13 protein-coding genes are annotated in these 17,226 nt (G+C 64.7%); 5 read left to right on the top strand and 8 right to left on the bottom strand.

Annotation, left to right across the window (positions count from 1 at the left end; all coding sequences use genetic code 11):
* Window positions 1–48: 48 nt before the first annotated feature.
* The 3 genes from Q8R61_RS11930 to Q8R61_RS11920 all read right to left on the bottom strand — a co-directional run bounded on the left by Q8R61_RS11930 (window position 49) and on the right by Q8R61_RS11920 (window position 5,405).
* A complete protein-coding gene (locus Q8R61_RS11930) occupies window positions 49–1,587 on the bottom strand; it encodes an alkaline phosphatase PhoX (protein WP_305537508.1) in 1,539 nt (512 codons plus the stop codon).
* A 181-nt stretch (window positions 1,588–1,768) separates the two neighbouring features.
* Window positions 1,769–5,119 carry an EAL domain-containing protein gene (locus Q8R61_RS11925; RefSeq protein ID WP_305537506.1) on the bottom strand — a complete coding sequence of 1,117 codons (3,351 nt, stop codon included), beginning with the start codon at window positions 5,117–5,119 and terminating at the stop codon, window positions 1,769–1,771.
* A gap of 34 nt (window positions 5,120–5,153) precedes the next feature.
* Window positions 5,154–5,405, bottom strand: a complete 252-nt coding sequence (locus tag Q8R61_RS11920; RefSeq protein WP_305537505.1) for a MoaD/ThiS family protein — start codon at window positions 5,403–5,405, stop codon at window positions 5,154–5,156.
* Between the two features lie 47 nt (window positions 5,406–5,452).
* Between Q8R61_RS11920 and uvrD the strand changes: the two genes are divergently transcribed.
* Complete coding sequence (gene uvrD / locus Q8R61_RS11915) at window positions 5,453–7,573, top strand: DNA helicase II (protein WP_305537503.1); 2,121 nt, start codon at window positions 5,453–5,455, stop codon at window positions 7,571–7,573.
* Here uvrD and Q8R61_RS11910 read toward each other — a convergent pair whose 3' ends face one another.
* The 3 genes from Q8R61_RS11910 to Q8R61_RS11900 form a co-directional block, all read right to left on the bottom strand.
* Window positions 7,574–8,350, bottom strand: coding sequence for a BPSS1780 family membrane protein (locus tag Q8R61_RS11910; protein WP_305537501.1), 777 nt, complete (start codon window positions 8,348–8,350; stop codon window positions 7,574–7,576). It lies immediately after the preceding gene.
* Window positions 8,351–8,420: 70 nt separating this feature from the next.
* Window positions 8,421–8,744: a DUF2782 domain-containing protein gene (locus Q8R61_RS11905; protein WP_305537499.1), complete on the bottom strand. Its 324-nt coding sequence runs from the start codon at window positions 8,742–8,744 to the stop codon at window positions 8,421–8,423.
* 45 nt (window positions 8,745–8,789) lie between these two features.
* Complete coding sequence (locus Q8R61_RS11900) at window positions 8,790–9,518, bottom strand: TIGR00730 family Rossman fold protein (RefSeq protein WP_305537497.1); 729 nt, start codon at window positions 9,516–9,518, stop codon at window positions 8,790–8,792.
* Between the two features lie 13 nt (window positions 9,519–9,531).
* Here Q8R61_RS11900 and polA point away from each other — a divergent pair, with 13 nt between their 5' ends.
* Window positions 9,532–12,288 (top strand): DNA polymerase I, encoded by a 2,757-nt coding sequence (gene polA / locus Q8R61_RS11895; protein ID WP_305537495.1) that lies wholly within the window; start codon window positions 9,532–9,534, stop codon window positions 12,286–12,288.
* A gap of 65 nt (window positions 12,289–12,353) precedes the next feature.
* Here the strand turns inward: polA and Q8R61_RS11890 are convergent, their stop codons facing one another.
* On the bottom strand, window positions 12,354–13,565 hold the full coding sequence (locus tag Q8R61_RS11890; protein ID WP_305537493.1) for an OmpA family protein: 1,212 nt from the start codon (window positions 13,563–13,565) through the stop codon (window positions 12,354–12,356).
* 161 nt (window positions 13,566–13,726) lie between these two features.
* On the bottom strand, window positions 13,727–14,149 hold the full coding sequence (gene mscL / locus Q8R61_RS11885) for a large conductance mechanosensitive channel protein MscL (RefSeq protein WP_305537491.1): 423 nt from the start codon (window positions 14,147–14,149) through the stop codon (window positions 13,727–13,729).
* 131 nt (window positions 14,150–14,280) lie between these two features.
* Here mscL and dusB point away from each other — a divergent pair, with 131 nt between their 5' ends.
* The 3 genes from dusB (at window position 14,281) to purH (ending at window position 17,209) form a co-directional block, all read left to right on the top strand.
* On the top strand, window positions 14,281–15,333 hold the full coding sequence (dusB, locus tag Q8R61_RS11880; RefSeq protein ID WP_305537741.1) for a tRNA dihydrouridine synthase DusB: 1,053 nt from the start codon (window positions 14,281–14,283) through the stop codon (window positions 15,331–15,333).
* 14 nt (window positions 15,334–15,347) lie between these two features.
* Window positions 15,348–15,587, top strand: a complete 240-nt coding sequence (locus tag Q8R61_RS11875) for a helix-turn-helix domain-containing protein (RefSeq protein WP_305537489.1) — start codon at window positions 15,348–15,350, stop codon at window positions 15,585–15,587.
* A 62-nt stretch (window positions 15,588–15,649) separates the two neighbouring features.
* Window positions 15,650–17,209: a bifunctional phosphoribosylaminoimidazolecarboxamide formyltransferase/IMP cyclohydrolase gene (gene purH / locus Q8R61_RS11870; protein WP_305537487.1), complete on the top strand. Its 1,560-nt coding sequence runs from the start codon at window positions 15,650–15,652 to the stop codon at window positions 17,207–17,209.
* The last annotated feature ends 17 nt before the right edge of the window (window positions 17,210–17,226 follow it).

Here is a 17,226-nt window from a genome sequence, read left to right as displayed (position 1 = left end):
CCGCCCTTCTTTTTTGCCTTTATCCAGCCCGTGTGGGCCGGACCGGGTTCAACGCTTGCCTTTGCCGGCGCCGGCGACCTTGGGCGAAACGATCATCTGCACCTGGCCGCCCTGCACCAGTTCGCCCGGGATGCTGTAGTGCGCCTGGGTGTTGGTGAGGTAGTAGCGGCGGCCCGCTTCGTACCAGTTGGCATTGGCGACGATGTCGGTGACGTCGATTACGCCCGAGTTTTCCTCGTCGCGGGTCAGGAAGTTCGGTGCGCCCGGCAGGAAGCGGTCACGGTCGTTTTCGAAGATCTGCACCGCGACCCCGGTGACGGGGTTGAATTTCCAGGTCTTGGCGATGTAATCGCTGCCACCCGGATCTTCCTGGATGAGGATGTTGCCGTCGCCGTCGACCACCATGTTGTCGAAGGAACGCGCGACCTGGCCGTCGGTGCCGACCATCGTGGCCGCGTCGAGCACGGTCTCGACCGTGCCGCCCGTCGGGTTGGCAATCGAGTCGAAGGTGAACTTGTACAAGCGGGCCGTCGCGCCGGTGCGGCCGGTGGTCACCCAGTAGAACACGTTGGGGTTCTTGGTGTCCCAGTGGCCGTCCTCGGGGCGGGCGAACTCGGTCACGTCGCGCGCCGTCGACTGGGTCTGCATCTGGGCACCGCTGTCGAGCGCGGCGATGTCGGACATGTCGACGAGGTCGAACGTGCCGTTGATCGCGCCGGTCTCCAGCTTCACCAGGCCGTTGGCGTAGTTGGCGCCGCCGTTGTTGATGCGAACGCCATAAAGCTTGCCGTACTGCAGGCCGGCCTGCTCGACCGGATTGCCGGAGGTCTGCTTGTCACCGACGTAGAGATAGACCTGGCCGGGACTGGAGTCGTCGAGGCCGACGACCAGGGTCTTGTCACCCGCGTTGGGATGGGCGACCGAGTTCTCCCAGGAGAAGCGGCCGAGATAGGGCAGCTGGTAGGTCGTGCCCTTTTCGTCGCCAGTGACGATGGTAGCGTAGGCACGGCCTTCGGCGCCGGCTTCCTCGCCCTTCATGTAGATGCGACCATCGAAGCCGCGGCCGGTCGCCGGGTTGAAGAAGGCGGCCTTGGCGGGCAGGTCGGCAGAGCAGAAGCGGCCGAACTGGGTCGCGCCGGTGGCGTCGACAAACTGCTTGTTGAGGTTGTCCCAGCCCATGACCTTGGTGATCAGATCCTCGCCCAACATGATCTGCTTGCTGTTCAGGTGCATGGTCCATTGCGACACGAAAGCGCCGGTGGCGCCGTGGGCACGCGGAATGCCGGCGGTGGCGCCCAGCTCGTGGCTCAGGAAGATGGTCATGAAGGCCTTGTCGGCGACATAGGTGCCGTTCTCGGCGAACTTGCCGGGCAGCGCGCCCATGCCGTCGGGAATGCCGACCATGCGGTAGTCGACGTTCTTGGCGGAATCGCCGACGGTGATCAGCGAGGTGACTTCCCAGCCGGCTGCGGTGGGAACGATGTAGGGGCTTTGCGAGCTTTGCGGGCCGGTATGGGTTTGCGCGTGAACCGCGGCGGCGGCAAGCGCCAGGCTGATGCCGAGCGCGATGGGGCTAAGTTTGAACATGGGTTTCCTCTCTGAATATTGTTGGATGTCGGCGCGTTCCGCTCGTGCGGCCCGCGCCGGGGCCATATGGGTGCCGGGCACGGAGACCTGACGCGGGGGAGTATCGCGATTCAGGGTGACAGTCGGATGAAGCCTTTGTTAAACCTCTGCGCGAAACGGATTGCGTCGTGCCCCGCCGCGTTCACGCCCGCCAGGCCGCGGGATGGCGGGCGCGCACGAAGGCCTCGAATGCGTGGGCCGGCATCGGCTTGCTGAAGTAATAGCCCTGCACCTCGTTGCAGCCCTGCTCGCGCAGGAAGGCGAGCTGCGCCTCGGTCTCGACGCCTTCGGCGATGGTATGCAGGCCGAGGCTCTTCGCCAGGCTGATGATGGCGCTGACGATGGCCCGGTCCTCCGGATCCTCGCCGATGTCGTGCACGAAGGACTGGTCGATCTTGAGCCGGTGGACCTTGAAGCGCTTGAGATAGCTCAGCGAGGAATAGCCGGTGCCGAAATCGTCGATCGACATGCGGACGCCACGCGCGTGCAACAGATCCATGATTGCGATCGCTGTCGGGGCATCGTCCATGGCCACGCTTTCGGTCAGTTCCAGCTCCAGATACTGCGGCGGCAGTTTCATTTCATCGAGAATCTGCGCCACCCGTTCCGGCAGCTGCGGATGGCGAAACTGCACGGCCGACAGGTTGACCGCCATCGTCATCGGCGCGAGGCCGGCATCCATCCACGCTTTCATCTGTTGCACAGCCGTGCGCAGCGCCCATTCGCCGATCGGCAGGATCTGTCCGCTCTCTTCGGCAATGGGGATGAAGTCGGCCGGCGCGATCATGCCCAGCTCGGGATGCTGCCAGCGCAGCAGCGCCTCGACGCCAATCAGACGATTGTCGGGCAGGGAAAGCTGCGGCTGAAAGTGCAGCAGCAGCTGGTCGCGTTCCAGTGCGCGGTGCAGCGCGTTCTCCATTTGCAGGTTGTGGGCCGAACGCGCCTGCATTTCCGCGGTGAAAAAGCGGAAGGTGTTGCGGCCGTCGTGCTTGGAACGGTACATGGCCGCGTCGGCGCTGCGGGACAGCGCCTCGAAATCCTCACCATCCCCGGGATACAGGGCAATGCCGATGGACGGCGTGATGGTCAGCTCGAAGTCCTCGATCTGATAGGGCTTCGCAAAAACTTCCAGCAGCTTTCCCGCCACATGCCCGGCCCCGTCGGCACCGGTATCGGGCAGGATCAGGATGAATTCGTCGCCGCCCTGGCGCGACACCGTATCCACATCGCGTACCACGGCCTTCAGTCGGCCAGCGACCGCGACCAGCAACTCATCGCCGACGCGGTGGCCCAGTGTGTCGTTGACGTTCTTGAAATGGTCGAGGTCGACGAACAGCACGGCCAGCGGCGCATGATTGCGCTGGGCCGTGCTGAGGTCGTGGTTCACCCGGTCGTTGAGCAGGGCCCGGTTGGGCAGGCCGGTGAGCGGGTCGAAATGCGCCAGCCGCTGAATGCGAGCCTGCGCTTCCTTGTGCTGGGTGATATCGCTTGAAATGCCGATGTAATGGATGACCTCGCCCTGCGCGTCGAGCACCCGGATGATCGAGAGCTGCTCCGGATACAGGCTGCCGTCCTTGCGACGGTTCCAGACCTCGCCCTGCCAGCGCCCCTGCGTGCGGATGTCATCCCACATCACGCGAAAAAATTCCGGTTCATGTCGCCCGGAAGACAGTAGGCGCGGTGTCTTGCCCAGCGCCTCGGCCTCGCTATAGCCGGTAATGGCGGTGAACGCCTGGTTGACCATGATGATGTTGAGCTGGGCATCGGTGATCAGGATGCCCTCGCCGCTTTGCTCGAACACCTGGGCGGCCAGGCGGAGCTGCGCCTCGGACCGTTTGCGCTCGGTGATGTCCTCGCCCGACGCGAGGATGCCGGTGATCCGGCCCTCCTCGTCCCGCATGACGGCGTTATGCCACGCGACCATGCGCTCCTCCCCACTGCGAGTCAGGATGGCGTTTTCCATATACTCGACCGGGGCGATGTTGCCCTGCACCATCTGGATGAAATTGGCCCGCACGGTGTCGCGGATGCGCTCGGGCAGGAAATGGTCAATCCAGTCCCGGCCGACGATCTCAGCCTCGGTGGCGCCCAGCATCTCGCAGCCCTTGCGGTTGACGAGCTGCACCTGGCCTTCCGCATCCAGGGCGATCAGCATCACGCCGACGATGCTCAGGTATTGCTGCGCCCGCTGCTGGGCCTCCAGCAGTTCGCGCTGCGCCTGCACCCGCGCGGTGATGTCGCGGGCGATGCCCAGCACGCCGATGGGCTTGCCGGCCGCATCGATCATCGGCGTCTTGATCGTCTCGAACAGCCTGCGGCTGCCATCGTCGGCAAAGCGCAGCCATTCCTCGTTGATGCTGGGTTTGCTGGCGGCCATCGCCGCACGATCGTGCTCGCGAAAGAAGTCCGCCTGTTCGCGGTCGACAAAATCGTAGTCGGTCTTGCCGACGATGTCTGCCTCGCTGGCCCCGAAAAACCGTTCGAACATCGGGTTGCAGCTCAGATAGACGCCGTCCGCATCCTTCAGCCAGACCAGGTCGGGGATGGCGTCGAGCGTGGCCTGCAGTTTGCGTTGTTCACGCTGCAAGTCGGCCGTGCGCTCGGCCACGCGCGCCTCGAGCTGCTGCCGGTACAACTGCAGCTCGACCAACAGCCGGGTCAGATACGCCAGCAGCAGGCTGATGACCAGCCCCAGCGTGGCCTTCAACGCCAGGTCAAACGGGCGGCCCCAGCCACGAACCGGTGCCACGCTCAGCGTCCAGGTTGCATTCGGCACCTGCAGGGCCTGCTCCACCGGCTCGATCAGCGCAGCGGCCGGGGCGCGCGCAATCGTCTGCCGCTCTTTCGTGTCGGGATGGAGGCGCCACAACTCGTAGGCGAAGCCCTGCTCGTCCAGGTGGGCCAGATAATCGAGGTCCAACGCGCCGGGCAGGCGCATCACGACCAGCGTAAAACCCCAGAAGACGGGCTGGCCACGGGTGTCATCAAGAAACACCGGCAGCCGCCCGACCATCCCCATTCCGCCCTGCACCAGCTCAAGGGGACCGGCCAGGGTGAGCCTGCCGCTGTCGCGGGCAAGTTCCACTTCGCTGCGCTGTGCCGGGAGGGTGAACAGGTCCAGTCCGATGGCCGCTTCGTTGCCGCGCATGGGCGCCATGTGGCGGATCACGCCATCCGGCGCCAGCGCCAGTGCGGAGACACCGGGATAAAACGGCAGGATCGAACGGGCCGTTTTTTCAAAATGGGGCACCTGGCCATTGCCCTGGCGAACCAGCGCCGCCAAGGCCTGGGTCGCGGACAGGGCGCGCTCGATGGTGTGCTCGATGGCGTGGGCATGGTTGGCGGTCAGATGCGCCACACGCGCCCGCTCGGTAACCCGCGCATTCGCTTCCAGCTTCCAGACGATTAGCGCCGACAGCACAGCGGCGAGCAGAAACACCAGGCCGGCCGCCAGCAGCGAGCGGCGTGGACGGCGCAGGGTTGAAAGAATCATGTCGGTCAGACTTTCAAGCGGGACGCGGTCGGGTTCAGATCACCGAGAATCCCACCAGCGCGATTTCGTCGCCGTCCTTCACCGGCGAGGATTTTTCGGCAAACTGCTTGTTGAGGGTGACGTTGAGCTTGGGGTTGCCGAGCAGCATCTTCTTCCACATCTCGCCGCGTTGCGACAGCACGAACAGCAGGCGCTCGACATCGGTGACGTCGGGCGGCAGCTCGATTTCGTCCGAGGCCATGCCGAGCGACTCCACCAGATCGCCGAAAAACAGGATTCTCACCATCGCTCCCCCCTTATAATTCGTCATTGATCGCCCGATTTTACCCCCGTATGTCCGCCCATCTGCTGGAAAACCTCAACCCCGAACAGCGCGCCGCCGTCACGCTGCCGCACGAATCGGCACTGATTCTGGCGGGTGCAGGCTCAGGCAAGACGCGCGTGCTGACCACCCGCATCGTGTGGCTGATCCAGACCGGCCAGGTGTCGCCGCACGGCATCCTCGCAGTGACCTTCACCAACAAGGCAGCGAAGGAAATGATGACGCGCATTTCGGCGATGCTGCCGATCAACACGCGTGGCATGTGGGTGGGCACCTTCCACGGCCTGGCCAACCGACTGCTGCGCACGCACTGGCGCGAGGCGGGCTTGCCGCAGTCGTTCCAGATTCTGGATTCCGCCGACCAGCTGTCGGCGATCAAGCGGCTGTTGAAGTCGCTGAACGTCGATACCGAGAAATACGAACCGAAGAAAGTGCAGTGGTTCATCAACAGCCACAAGGAAGCCGGGCGGCGCGCGCGCGACGCCGAGGCCTTCGACGAATACTCGATGCGCATGGCGGAGCTCTTCGAGGCCTACGACGCGCAATGCCAGCGCGAGGGGGTGGCGGATTTCCCCGAGCTGCTGCTGCGCGCCTACGAGCTTTTGTACCGCAACGAACCGCTCAGGCAGCATTACCAGGACCGCTTCCGCCACATCCTGGTCGACGAGTTCCAGGACACCAACACGCTGCAGTACCGCTGGCTGAAGCTGTTGGCCGGCCCGCACACGGCGCTGTTTGCCGTCGGCGACGACGACCAGTCGATCTATGCCTTTCGTGGTGCCAACACCGCCAACATGGCCGAGTTCGAACGCGAGTTCGCGCACGGCAACGTGATCAAGCTGGAGCAGAACTACCGCAGCCACGGCCACATCCTTACCGCTGCCAACACGCTGATCGCTCAGAACGCGCACCGGCTAGGCAAGAACCTGTGGACCGCGGAAGGCGACGGCGAGCCGATCCGCATCTTCGATGCCTACTCCGACCAGGACGAGGCGAGCTTCGTGGTCGACGAAGTGCGCGCGCTCAACCGCGAGGGCGTGAACCTGTCCGACATGGCGCTCTTGTACCGCTCCAACGCGCAGTCGCGGGTGCTGGAACACGCGCTGTTCTCGGCCAGCGTGCCGTATCGGGTCTATGGCGGCCTGCGCTTTTTCGAGCGCCAGGAAATCAAGCACGCGCTCGCCTACCTGCGTCTGCTGACCAATCCGGAGGACGACGGCGCCTTTCTGCGCGTGGTGAACTTCCCTACCCGCGGCATCGGCGCGCGCACGCTGGAGCAACTGGCCGACACCGCCGCGCGCTCGGGGGCGAGCCTGTGGCAGGCGGCGTGCACCAGCAGCGGAAAACTGGCCGGCTTCGCCAAGCTGATCGAGGACATCAAATCCACCACACGCGACCTGCCGCTGACGGAAGCGATCGACCATGTGATCGAGGCTTCGGGCCTGGCGGACTATTACCGCGCCGACAAGGAAGGCGCCGACCGCCTGGAAAACCTCAACGAACTCGTCAACGCCGCCGCGCTGTTCTCCGAGGAATCGGAAGAGAACACCCTCGATGCCTTTTTGGCCCACGCCGCGCTCGAAGCCGGCGAGCACCAGGCCGGCGCCGGTCACGACGCATTGCAGCTGATGACGGTGCACGCCGCCAAGGGGCTGGAATTCCACGCGGTGTTCATCACCGGGCTGGAGGAAAGCCTGTTCCCGCACGAACAAAGTACCCATGAAGAAAACGGCCTGGAAGAAGAGCGACGGCTGATGTACGTGGCGATTACCCGCGCGCGGCGGCGGCTCTACCTGTCGCACGCGCAGTCGCGCATGCTGCACGGCCAGATCCGCTACGGCCTGCCGTCGCGCTTTCTGGACGAACTGCCGGAGCAGGTGCTGATGCACCTCAATCGCCGCAGCGCGCCTGCCAGCCCGTCAGGCTACAGCGCACCGGCGGCGCCGCGCAGCCCGCAGAGCGGCAACGACACCGGATACCGCGTCGGCCAGAGCGTGGCGCACGCCAAGTTCGGTACCGGCATCATCATCGATTTCGAGGGGCGCGGATCCGACGCGCGGGTGCAGGTGAAGTTTCGCGAAGCCGGCACCAAGTGGCTGGCGCTGGCCTACGCCAAATTGTCGCCAGCCTGACTACAGCGAGGCCACGTTGTCGGGCGCAGGCGCGTCGTCCGCCCACACCGCAAAGATCGCCTGATACGAGGCATACAGCGAGCCGAACAGGATCGGCATCGCCACCAGCAGCCCCAGCAGCATCGGCACCAGCGACGCGAGAACCAGCAACAGGCCGAGCGTCATGGCATGGACGATCATCGCCGCCCAGTTGCGGGCGACGGCCCGCAGGCTGACGCCCAGCGCGGTGGCGGCGCGCGCGCCGCCAAACAGGATCAGCGCGGGGGCAAACCAGGTCGCCATGATCAGCGGGGTGAACAGGACGAGACCGGTGAGCATGGCAGGCATGGACTGGTTCAGGATCGCCTGCATCTCCTGCGGCGTGGCATCGCCCCGCTTGGCCGCCTCCATCACGGCCTGCGGGTCGAAGCCCATGCCGAACATGACCTGACCGATCAGCAGCGCGCCCAGCAACTGCACCGCGCCGACGGCCATCAGCGGAATCAGCGGCCCCTGCACGCCGGCCAGAAAATGCGGCAGTTCGAGTTCCTGGCCATCGTCGAGCATGCGGTATGCCGCCATGAAGCCGGCCACCATCAGCGGCGAGGCCAGTTCGGACAGCGAAGCGCCCACCACAGGGATCAAGCCGAGCGCCATCACAATGCCGAACAGCACACCGAATGCGGCGGACAGCAGCAGGGGCGTCTTGCGGTACAGGCGAAAGCCTTCGACCACCCAGTGGAAGCCCTGGCTGGCCGCGACCTTGCGCGGAATGTCTTCGTTGGAGGGAGTATTCATGCGGCGGATTTTAACCGACGCGCACGACGATTCAGGTGCGCGCTTGTAACAGAACACGCGCGCACCGCGATCAGAATTCCTTGACCACCCACATCGGCGGCCGCATGCCGGAATCGAGACCCTCCTGCCGGGCAAACTGGCCGTCGCCTTTCGAGTCGATCAGGTAATACGGCTTGCCGACCCGGGGGATGACTTTCAGCATGTACAGCTTGCCGTTGGCGCGATATTCGACGACACGCCCCTGGCTGCTCGGCGTGATTGTCACTGCGGGCGCATCGTCGGGGCCGGGGGCGCCGTCGGGCACCGGCTTCAGATCCGGCGGACGATCGGAGGGCGAGGCGGCGGCAACGAGGCCGCTCATCAGCAGGGTCAGCAATAAAACGGCATAACGCATAGTGGACTCCGGAAGGCCTGCCTTTTCGGGCAGGCGACACACAACTTACAGGCTGAGCTGGATTTCGCGCTCGGCCTGCGACGGCATGAAGCCGCGATTCTCATAATGGCTGAAGATGGCCTCCAGCACCTCTTCAGGCTTGTCGGTGATGTGCAGCAAATCGATATCCCCCGGCGAGATCATGCCTTCGCCGATCAGCGAGGCTTTCACCCAGTCGGCCAATCCCGACCAGAAACTCGATCCGACCAGGATGATGGGAATATGCGCGATTTTTCCGGTCTGCACCAGCGTCAGCGCCTCGAACAGCTCGTCCAGCGTGCCGAAGCCGCCGGGCATCACCACATAGGCCGCGGCGAACTTGACGAACATGACCTTGCGCGCGAAGAAATGCTGGAAGGTCTGGCTGATGTCCTGATAGGCGTTGGCGCTCTGCTCGTGTGGCAGCTGGATGTTGAGGCCGACGCTGGGCGACTTGCCGAAGTAGGCGCCCTTGTTGGCCGCTTCCATGATGCCGGGGCCGCCGCCGGAGATGACCGAGAAGCCCGCATCGGACAGCTTGCGTGCGATGTCCTCGGTCAGCGTGTAATACGGATGGTCGGGCGGCGTGCGCGCGCTGCCGAAGATCGATACGGCCGGCCGGATCGAGGCCAGGCGTTCGGTCGCCTCGACGAACTCTGCCATAATCCCCAGCATCCGCCACGATTCGCGCGCCGAGTAGTTGATCTCGGCGGTACGCCCCGGGTCGGCGTTGGCAGGCAATTTATCAAAATGCATTTTCGAGCGCCTCGTGAACGATTCCAGTTTGAACCCGCCCAGTGTAAGTCAATCCAGAAAAACCCTGCTGCTGGTGGACGGCTCGTCCTATCTGTACCGCGCCTTCCATGCGCTGCCCGATCTGCGCAACGCGGCGGGCGAGCCGACCAATGCGATCAAGGGCGTGCTCTCCATGCTGCGCCGGCTGCAGAAGGACCATGCGGCCGATTATATCGCCTGCGTGTTCGACGCGAAGGGCAAGACCTTCCGCGACGACCTCTATCCCGACTACAAGGCCACGCGCGCGGCCATGCCGGACGACCTGCGCAGCCAGATCGAGCCGTTGCATGAAGTGATCCGTGCCGAGGGCTGGCCGCTGGTCGTCATCGACGGCGTCGAGGCCGATGATGTGATCGGCACGCTGGTGCAGCACGCCACCCGGAAAGGCATCCGCAGCATCGTGTCCACCGGCGACAAGGACATGGCGCAGCTGGTCGACGACCACGTGACGCTGGTCAACACCATGAGCGAGGAAACGCTGGATCCGACCGGCGTCACCGCCAAGTTCGGCGTGCCGCCCGAGCGCATCATCGACTATCTCACGCTGGTCGGCGACGCGGTCGACAACGTGCCCGGCGTCGCCAAATGCGGCCCCAAGACCGCCGTCAAGTGGCTCGCCGAATACGGTACGCTCGACAACCTGGTGGCGCATGCCGACGAGATCAAGGGCGTGGTCGGCGACAACCTGCGCGCGGCGCGCGACTGGCTGCCGCAGGCGCGCGTGCTGATCACCATCAAGTGCGATGTCGCACTGCCTTTCGATTTTGACGACCTGGTGCTGAAGCCGCGCGATTCCGCCGCGCTGCGCGCGCTGTTCGAACGCTACGAATTCCGCAGCTGGCTGCGCGAACTCGACGCCGCCGCCACCGGCGAGACCGCCCCGCCGGAACAGGATTGCAGCGGCGATCACCGCGCCTGCTACGAAACGATCCTCACCGAGGCCCAGCTCGACGCCTGGATCGCCCGGCTCGACGCAGCGACATGCTTTGCGCTCGACACCGAAACCACCGGGCTCAACCCGATGCAGGCCGAGCTGGTCGGGATGTCGTTTGCCATCACCCACGGCGAGGCGTCCTACCTGCCGCTGGCGCATCATTATGCCGGCGCGCCCGCGCAGCTCGATCGCGCCGCCGTGCTGGCGAAACTGAAGCCGCTGCTGGAAAACCCTCAACCTAAAATCATCGGCCAGCACCTCAAGTACGACCGCCACATCTTTGCCAACCACGGCATCGCGCTGGGTGGGATCGAAGGCAGCGGCGTGGTCGACGACACGCTGCTGCAGTCCTACGTGCTGGAAGCGCACCAGTCGCACGAACTCGGCAATCTGGCGTCGCGTCATCTCGGGCTCGCCACAATCAGCTACGACGACGTCACCGGCAAGGGCGCGTCGCGCATCGGCTTCGAGCAGGTCGACATCGCCCGCGCCAGCGAATACGCGGCGGAAGACGCCGACGTCACGCTGCGCGTGCGCGATGCGCTGGCGCCACAGATCGAAGCGTCCGACACGCTGGAGTTCGTCTATCGCAAGATCGAACTGCCGGTGGCTGAAATCCTGTTCCGCATGGAGCGCACCGGCGTGCTGCTGGATCGAAATTTATTGGCGGTGCAAAGCGGCGAGCTCGGCAGGAAAATGCTGGACCTGGAACAGCGCGCCTACCAGGAAGCCGGGCAGCCGTTCAACATGAGCTCGCCGAAGCAGATCGGCGACATCCTGTTCACGCAAAAGGGCCTGCCGGTGGTCAAGAAAACCCCCGGCGGCGCACCTTCGACCGACGAGGAAACGCTGGAACTGCTGGCGCTCGACCACCCGATCGCGCGGGCGATTCTCGACTACCGCGGCATGGCCAAGCTGAAATCGACCTACACCGACAAGCTGCCGCAGATGGTGCATCCGAAAACCGGCCGCCTGCACACCAGCTATTCGCAGGCGACCGCGGTCACCGGGCGACTGGCGAGTTCAGACCCCAACCTGCAGAACATTCCTGCGCGCACCGCCGAGGGCCGCCGCATTCGCGAGGCCTTCATCGCGCCGCCGGGGCACCTGCTGGTGTCGGCCGACTATTCGCAAATCGAACTGCGCATCATGGCGCACCTGTCGGATGATGCCGGCTTGCTGAAAGCCTTTGCCGAGGACCGCGACATCCATACCGCGACCGCGTCCGAAGTGTTCGGCACGCCGCTCGACGCAGTCAGCAGCGACCAGCGGCGCATGGCCAAGGTGATCAATTTCGGCCTGATTTACGGCATGTCGGCCTTCGGTCTGGCCAGCCAGCTCAACCTCGATCGCAGCGCCGCGCAGGCCTACATCGACCGCTATTTCGCGCGCTATCCCGGCGTGGCCAACTACATGCAGCGCACGCGCGAAGCGGCGCGCAGCCAGGGCTACGTCGAAACCGTGTTCGGCCGCCGCCTGTACTTGCCGGAAATCAATGCCAAGAATCCGCAGCGCCGTCAGGGCGCCGAACGCGCCGCGATCAATGCGCCGATGCAGGGCACCGCGGCCGACCTGATCAAGCTGGCGATGATCGCGGTGCAGGGCTGGCTCGATACCGAAAAGCTGGCCAGCCGCCTGTTGCTGCAGGTGCACGACGAACTCATCCTCGAAGTGCCGGAAAACGAACTCGACCGCGTGCGCGCCGAACTGCCCGCACAGATGTGCAACGTCGCCGAGCTCAAGGTGCCGCTGCGGGTGGGCGTGGGATCCGGCCGCAACTGGGAAGCGGCGCACTGACGCGCGGCCGGACCATAAAAAACGGGCACCGCAGGGTGCCCGTTTTTTTGCGTTGCGCGAACCGCTTACTGCATTTGAATCAGTTCGACGCGACGGTTCTTGAAGCGACCTTCCGGCGTGCGGTTGTCGGCCACCGGCTGGGCTTCGCCGTAGCCTTTGGCAAACAGGCGTTCCGCGGCAATCCCCTTCTCAATCAGGAAAGCGCGCACGGCGTCGGCGCGGCGCTGCGACAGCTTGAGGTTATAGGCATCGGTGTCCACCGAATCGGTGTGGCCGGCCACTTCGATCTTGACCTCGCCCCACTCCTTCAGCGTGGCGGCGGCCGCGTCCAGCGTCGCAATCGAATCGGGACGCAGCGTGGCGCTGTCGTTGTCGAAGTTCACGCCTTCCAGCGTCAGCTTGCGCGGCACCAGCGGCTCGGCGGCCGGTGCCGGCTCGGGTTCGGCCGCCTTGGGCGGGCAGCCGTCGGCCGTGCCGGGCGCGGGCATGTTCGGGCATTTGTCGAGATAATCGGGGATGCCGTCGCCGTCACTGTCCAGCGGACAGCCATCGGCGTTGACCTTCACGCCGGCCGGGGTGCCAGGGCACTTGTCGAGGCCGTCGAAGACGCCGTCGCCATCGGAATCAAGCGGGCAGCCCTTGCTGTCGACCTGTGCGCCCCGGGGGGTATTGGGGCACTCGTCGAGACGGTTCGGCACGCCGTCGCCGTCGGAATCCGGCGGCGCGCCTAGGCCCCAGGAATAGCCCAGCAAGGCCTGGAAGTTGGTGAGGCCGGCACGCGGCAGACTGTCGTTGCCGAACGACTGGTCGGCGCGCACTTCCCAGCGGAACGCATCGTTCGCGCCCACTTCCCAGGCCTGCCCGATGCCCAGCGAGGCCATCGGACGAGTGAAGTTGGGGCCGTTGTCGGTATCGACGTTCATCAGGCCCAGTCCGCCGGACATGAACCAGTTGTAGCGCTGCTGTTTCGAGAACAGCCATTCGAGGCCGCCGCGCAGCGTGGTGACATCGGCGTCGCCGACACCGGTGCGATTGCCGTCATAGGGGCCATAGACCAGGTCGCTGAAGAAATTGCTGCTGCTGCCCAGGCGATGGCCGTAGCGCACGCCGAACAGGGGGTTGGCCTCGTCGTTCTTGTCGCCAACCAGGCTGCTGTCCGCCCAGCCGCCGCCGAACAGCAGCCCGAACTCGCGTTCCGGCATCTCGGCCGCCTGCGCCACCGCGCTGCCGAACGCACAGAAACCCGCCAGGAAACCCGCCGCGTATGCTCGCTTCATTTTGACTACTCCCGCATCAACCAAGTCAGAAAATCAGGCCGCCGATCCGGCCGCCCACAAGTAGTACGATTGTAACGGTATCCGGGCGTGGCCTGATCCAAAAAAGACCGGGCGCAACCGGGTACGCGCGGCCCGGTTGCGCCCGCACAACAGGATGGGATTTATTTTTTCAGGCTGTCCCTTATCTCGCGCAGCAGCACGATGTCTTCCGGCGTGGCCGCAGGCGCGGGAGGCGGCGCCTCTTTCTTCAGGCGGTTGATCTGCTTGACGAGGATGAAGACGATGAAGGCCAGAATGATGAAATTGAGCAGGATGGTGAGGAAATTGCCGTAGGCGAACACCGGCACATTGGCCTCCCTCAAGCCCTCCAGCGTCATCACCGTGCCGGCCGGCACGGAATCGAGGGCAACGAACAGGTTGGAGAAGTCAAAGCCGCCGAACACCGCACCGACGATCGGCATAATCAGGTCCTTGACGATGGAGTCGACGATCTTGCCGAAGGCGGCGCCAATGATGACGCCGACCGCCAGGTCCATCGCATTGCCCTTGACCGCAAATTCCTTGAATTCAGACACGATGCTCATGCATTCCTCCTGCAGTGTTTGATGGGTGCTACCTTCGCATCCTAGTCGATCCGCCTGCGCGATTCCAGCCCGCGCACGCGCGCATGTCCGGCTTGGTGGGCGGCCGCAGGGAGGGTAAAATGCCCCTCCTTATGCGTATCGGTCACCACGTCCTCAAGAACCGTCTCGTCGTCGCCCCCATGGCCGGGGTGACCGACCGGCCCTTCCGCCAGCTTTGCAAAAAGCTCGGCGCAGGCATGGCCGTGTCCGAGATGGTGACGTCGAATTCGCTGCTGTACGGTTCGGCCAAGACGGCACGCCGCGCCAACCACGAAGGCGAGGTCGACCCGATCAGCGTGCAGATCGCCGGCGCTGACCCGGCGATGATGGCCGAAGCCGCGCGCCACAACGTCGAGCGCGGCGCGCAGATCATCGACATCAACATGGGCTGCCCGGCCAAGAAAGTATGCAACGTGATGGCCGGCTCGGCGCTGCTGCAGGACGAGGCGTTGGTCGGACGCATTCTCGACGCAGTGGTGAAGGCGGTGCCCGAGGTGCCGGTGACGCTGAAGATCCGCACCGGCTGGGACCGCGAGCACAAGAATGCGCTGAACATTCTCAACATCGCCGAGAATGCCGGGGTGCAGGCGCTGGCGATGCACGGCCGCACCCGCGCCTGCGGCTACTCCGGCGAAGCCGAATACGACACCATTCGCGCGGTGAAGGCGGCGGCGAGAATTCCGGTCATCGCCAACGGCGACATCACCACGCCAGAAAAGGCGCAATTCGTGCTGGCCTATACCGGTGCCGACGCCGTGATGATCGGCCGCGCCGCGCAGGGCCGGCCGTGGATTTTCCGCGAGATCGAGCATTTCCTGCAGACTGGTGCGCACCTGCCGCAGCCGCAAGTCGCCGAAATCCATGAAGTGCTGCTCGAACACATCCATGACCTGTATGCGTTCTATGGCGACGTCACCGGCGTGCGCATCGCGCGCAAGCACATTTCCTGGTACACCCGGGGGTTGGTCGGCAGCAGCGCATTCCGCCACACCATGAATCGGCTCGACTCGGTGGCCGAACAGCTCACCGTAGTCAACGACTACTTCGCGCAGGCCGCGCGTGCCAACACCCGGCTGCGCTACGAAACCGAACACCACAACAACAACGCGGAAGACATGCTGCCCGCCTCGCGGCTCGCGGCATAAAGGGGAACTTCAACATGATCGAAGAAAACGAAATCGCCGCGTGCATGCGGCGATCGCTCAACCGCTATTTCAAGGACCTCGACGGCGAAACGCCGAGCGAGATTTACGGCATGGTGCTGAGCGCGGTGGAAAAACCCCTGCTGGCCTACATCCTCGATCGCGCCGAAGGCAATCAGACGCGCGCCGCCGACATGCTCGGCATCAACCGCAACACCTTGCGCAAGAAAATGCGCGAACATGGCCTTTCCGATTAAACAGGCGCAAGAAAATGCGCGAACACAGTCTCTCCGATTAAAGCTTCCCTGAAAATCGCCCAATGAAAATCCAGCGCGCCCTGCTCTCCGTATCGGATAAAACCGGCCTCGTCGATTTCGCCCGCGCGCTCGCCGGTGGCGGCGTTGAACTGCTGTCCACCGGCGGCACCGCCAAGGCGCTGCGCGACGCCGGTCTCCCGGTGATCGACGTCAGCGAATACACCGGCTTTCCCGAAATGCTCGACGGCCGCGTCAAGACGCTGCACCCGAAAATACATGGCGGCATCCTTGCGCGGCGCGACCTGCCCGAGCACGTCGCCACCATGGAAAAGCACGGCATGCCCTACATCGACCTGGTGTGCGTCAACCTCTATCCCTTCGTCGCCACGGTGTCGAAGCCGCACACGCTCGACGACGCGATCGAGAACATCGACATCGGCGGCCCGGCGATGGTGCGCTCGTCGGCCAAGAACTATCACCACGTCGCCATCGTCACCGACCCCGCCGACTATCCGGCACTGGTCACCGAAATGCAGGCCCAGGGCGGCACGCTGACCGATGCCACCCGCTTCAAGCTGGCGAAGAAGGCCTTCACCCACACCGCACAGTACGACGGCCACATCAGCAACTACCTCACTGCGCTGAACGAAGCCGGCGAGCACGAAACCTTCGGCGAGCAGCTGACCCTGCAGTTCGCCCGCGCGCAGACCTGCCGCTACGGCGAGAACCCGCACCAGGCCGGTGCCTTCTACGTCGAGGCAAACGCCCCCGCCGGCACGATTGCGACCGCGCGCCAGATCCAGGGCAAGGAACTCAGCTACAACAACATCGCCGATACCGACGCCGCGCTCGAATGCGTCAAGTTGTTCGACAGCGCACCCGCCTGCGTCATCGTCAAGCACGCCAACCCGTGCGGCGTGGCCTACGGCAGCAGCCTGCTGGAGGCCTACAACCGCGCCTACCAGACCGATCCCGAATCGGCCTTCGGCGGCATCATCGCCTTCAACGGCCGGCTCGACGGCGAGACCGCCGCTGCCATCGTCGAGCGCCAGTTCGTCGAAGTCATCATTGCGCCCGAAGTCAGCCCCGAAGCCTCCGCCGCCGTCGCCGCGAAGAAAAACGTGCGCCTGCTCGAATGCGGCCAGTGGTCGGGTAGCTTGGCCCAGCTCGACATGAAGCGCGTGGCCGGCGGCCTGCTGGTGCAGGATGCCGACGTGCTGCTGCACGGCGAGCTGAAGACCGTCACCAACCGCGCGCCGACCGCACAGGAAATGGACGACCTCTTGTTCGCCTGGCGCGTCGCCAAGTTCGTCAAGTCCAACGCCATCGTCTACGTCAAGGATCGGATGACCGTCGGCGTCGGCGCGGGCCAGATGAGCCGCATCAACTCCGCCCGCATCGCCGCGATCAAGGCCGAGCACGCCGGCCTGCCGGTGCCCGGCTCGGTGATGGCGAGTGATGCCTTTTTCCCCTTCCGCGACGGCATCGACCAAGCCGCGGCAGCCGGCATCAAGGCCGTGATCCAGCCCGGCGGCTCGATGCGCGACGACGAAGTCATCGCCGCCGCCAACGAGCACGGCATCGCGATGGTGTTCACTGGTACGCGGCATTTCCGACACTGATTCCGGGGGCTAGGATC

The organism is Thiobacillus sp., assembly GCF_030696885.1.
In the GTDB taxonomy this organism is placed as follows: domain Bacteria; phylum Pseudomonadota; class Gammaproteobacteria; order Burkholderiales; family Thiobacillaceae; genus Thiobacillus.
This window is presented reverse-complemented; position numbering and strand designations above follow the sequence as displayed.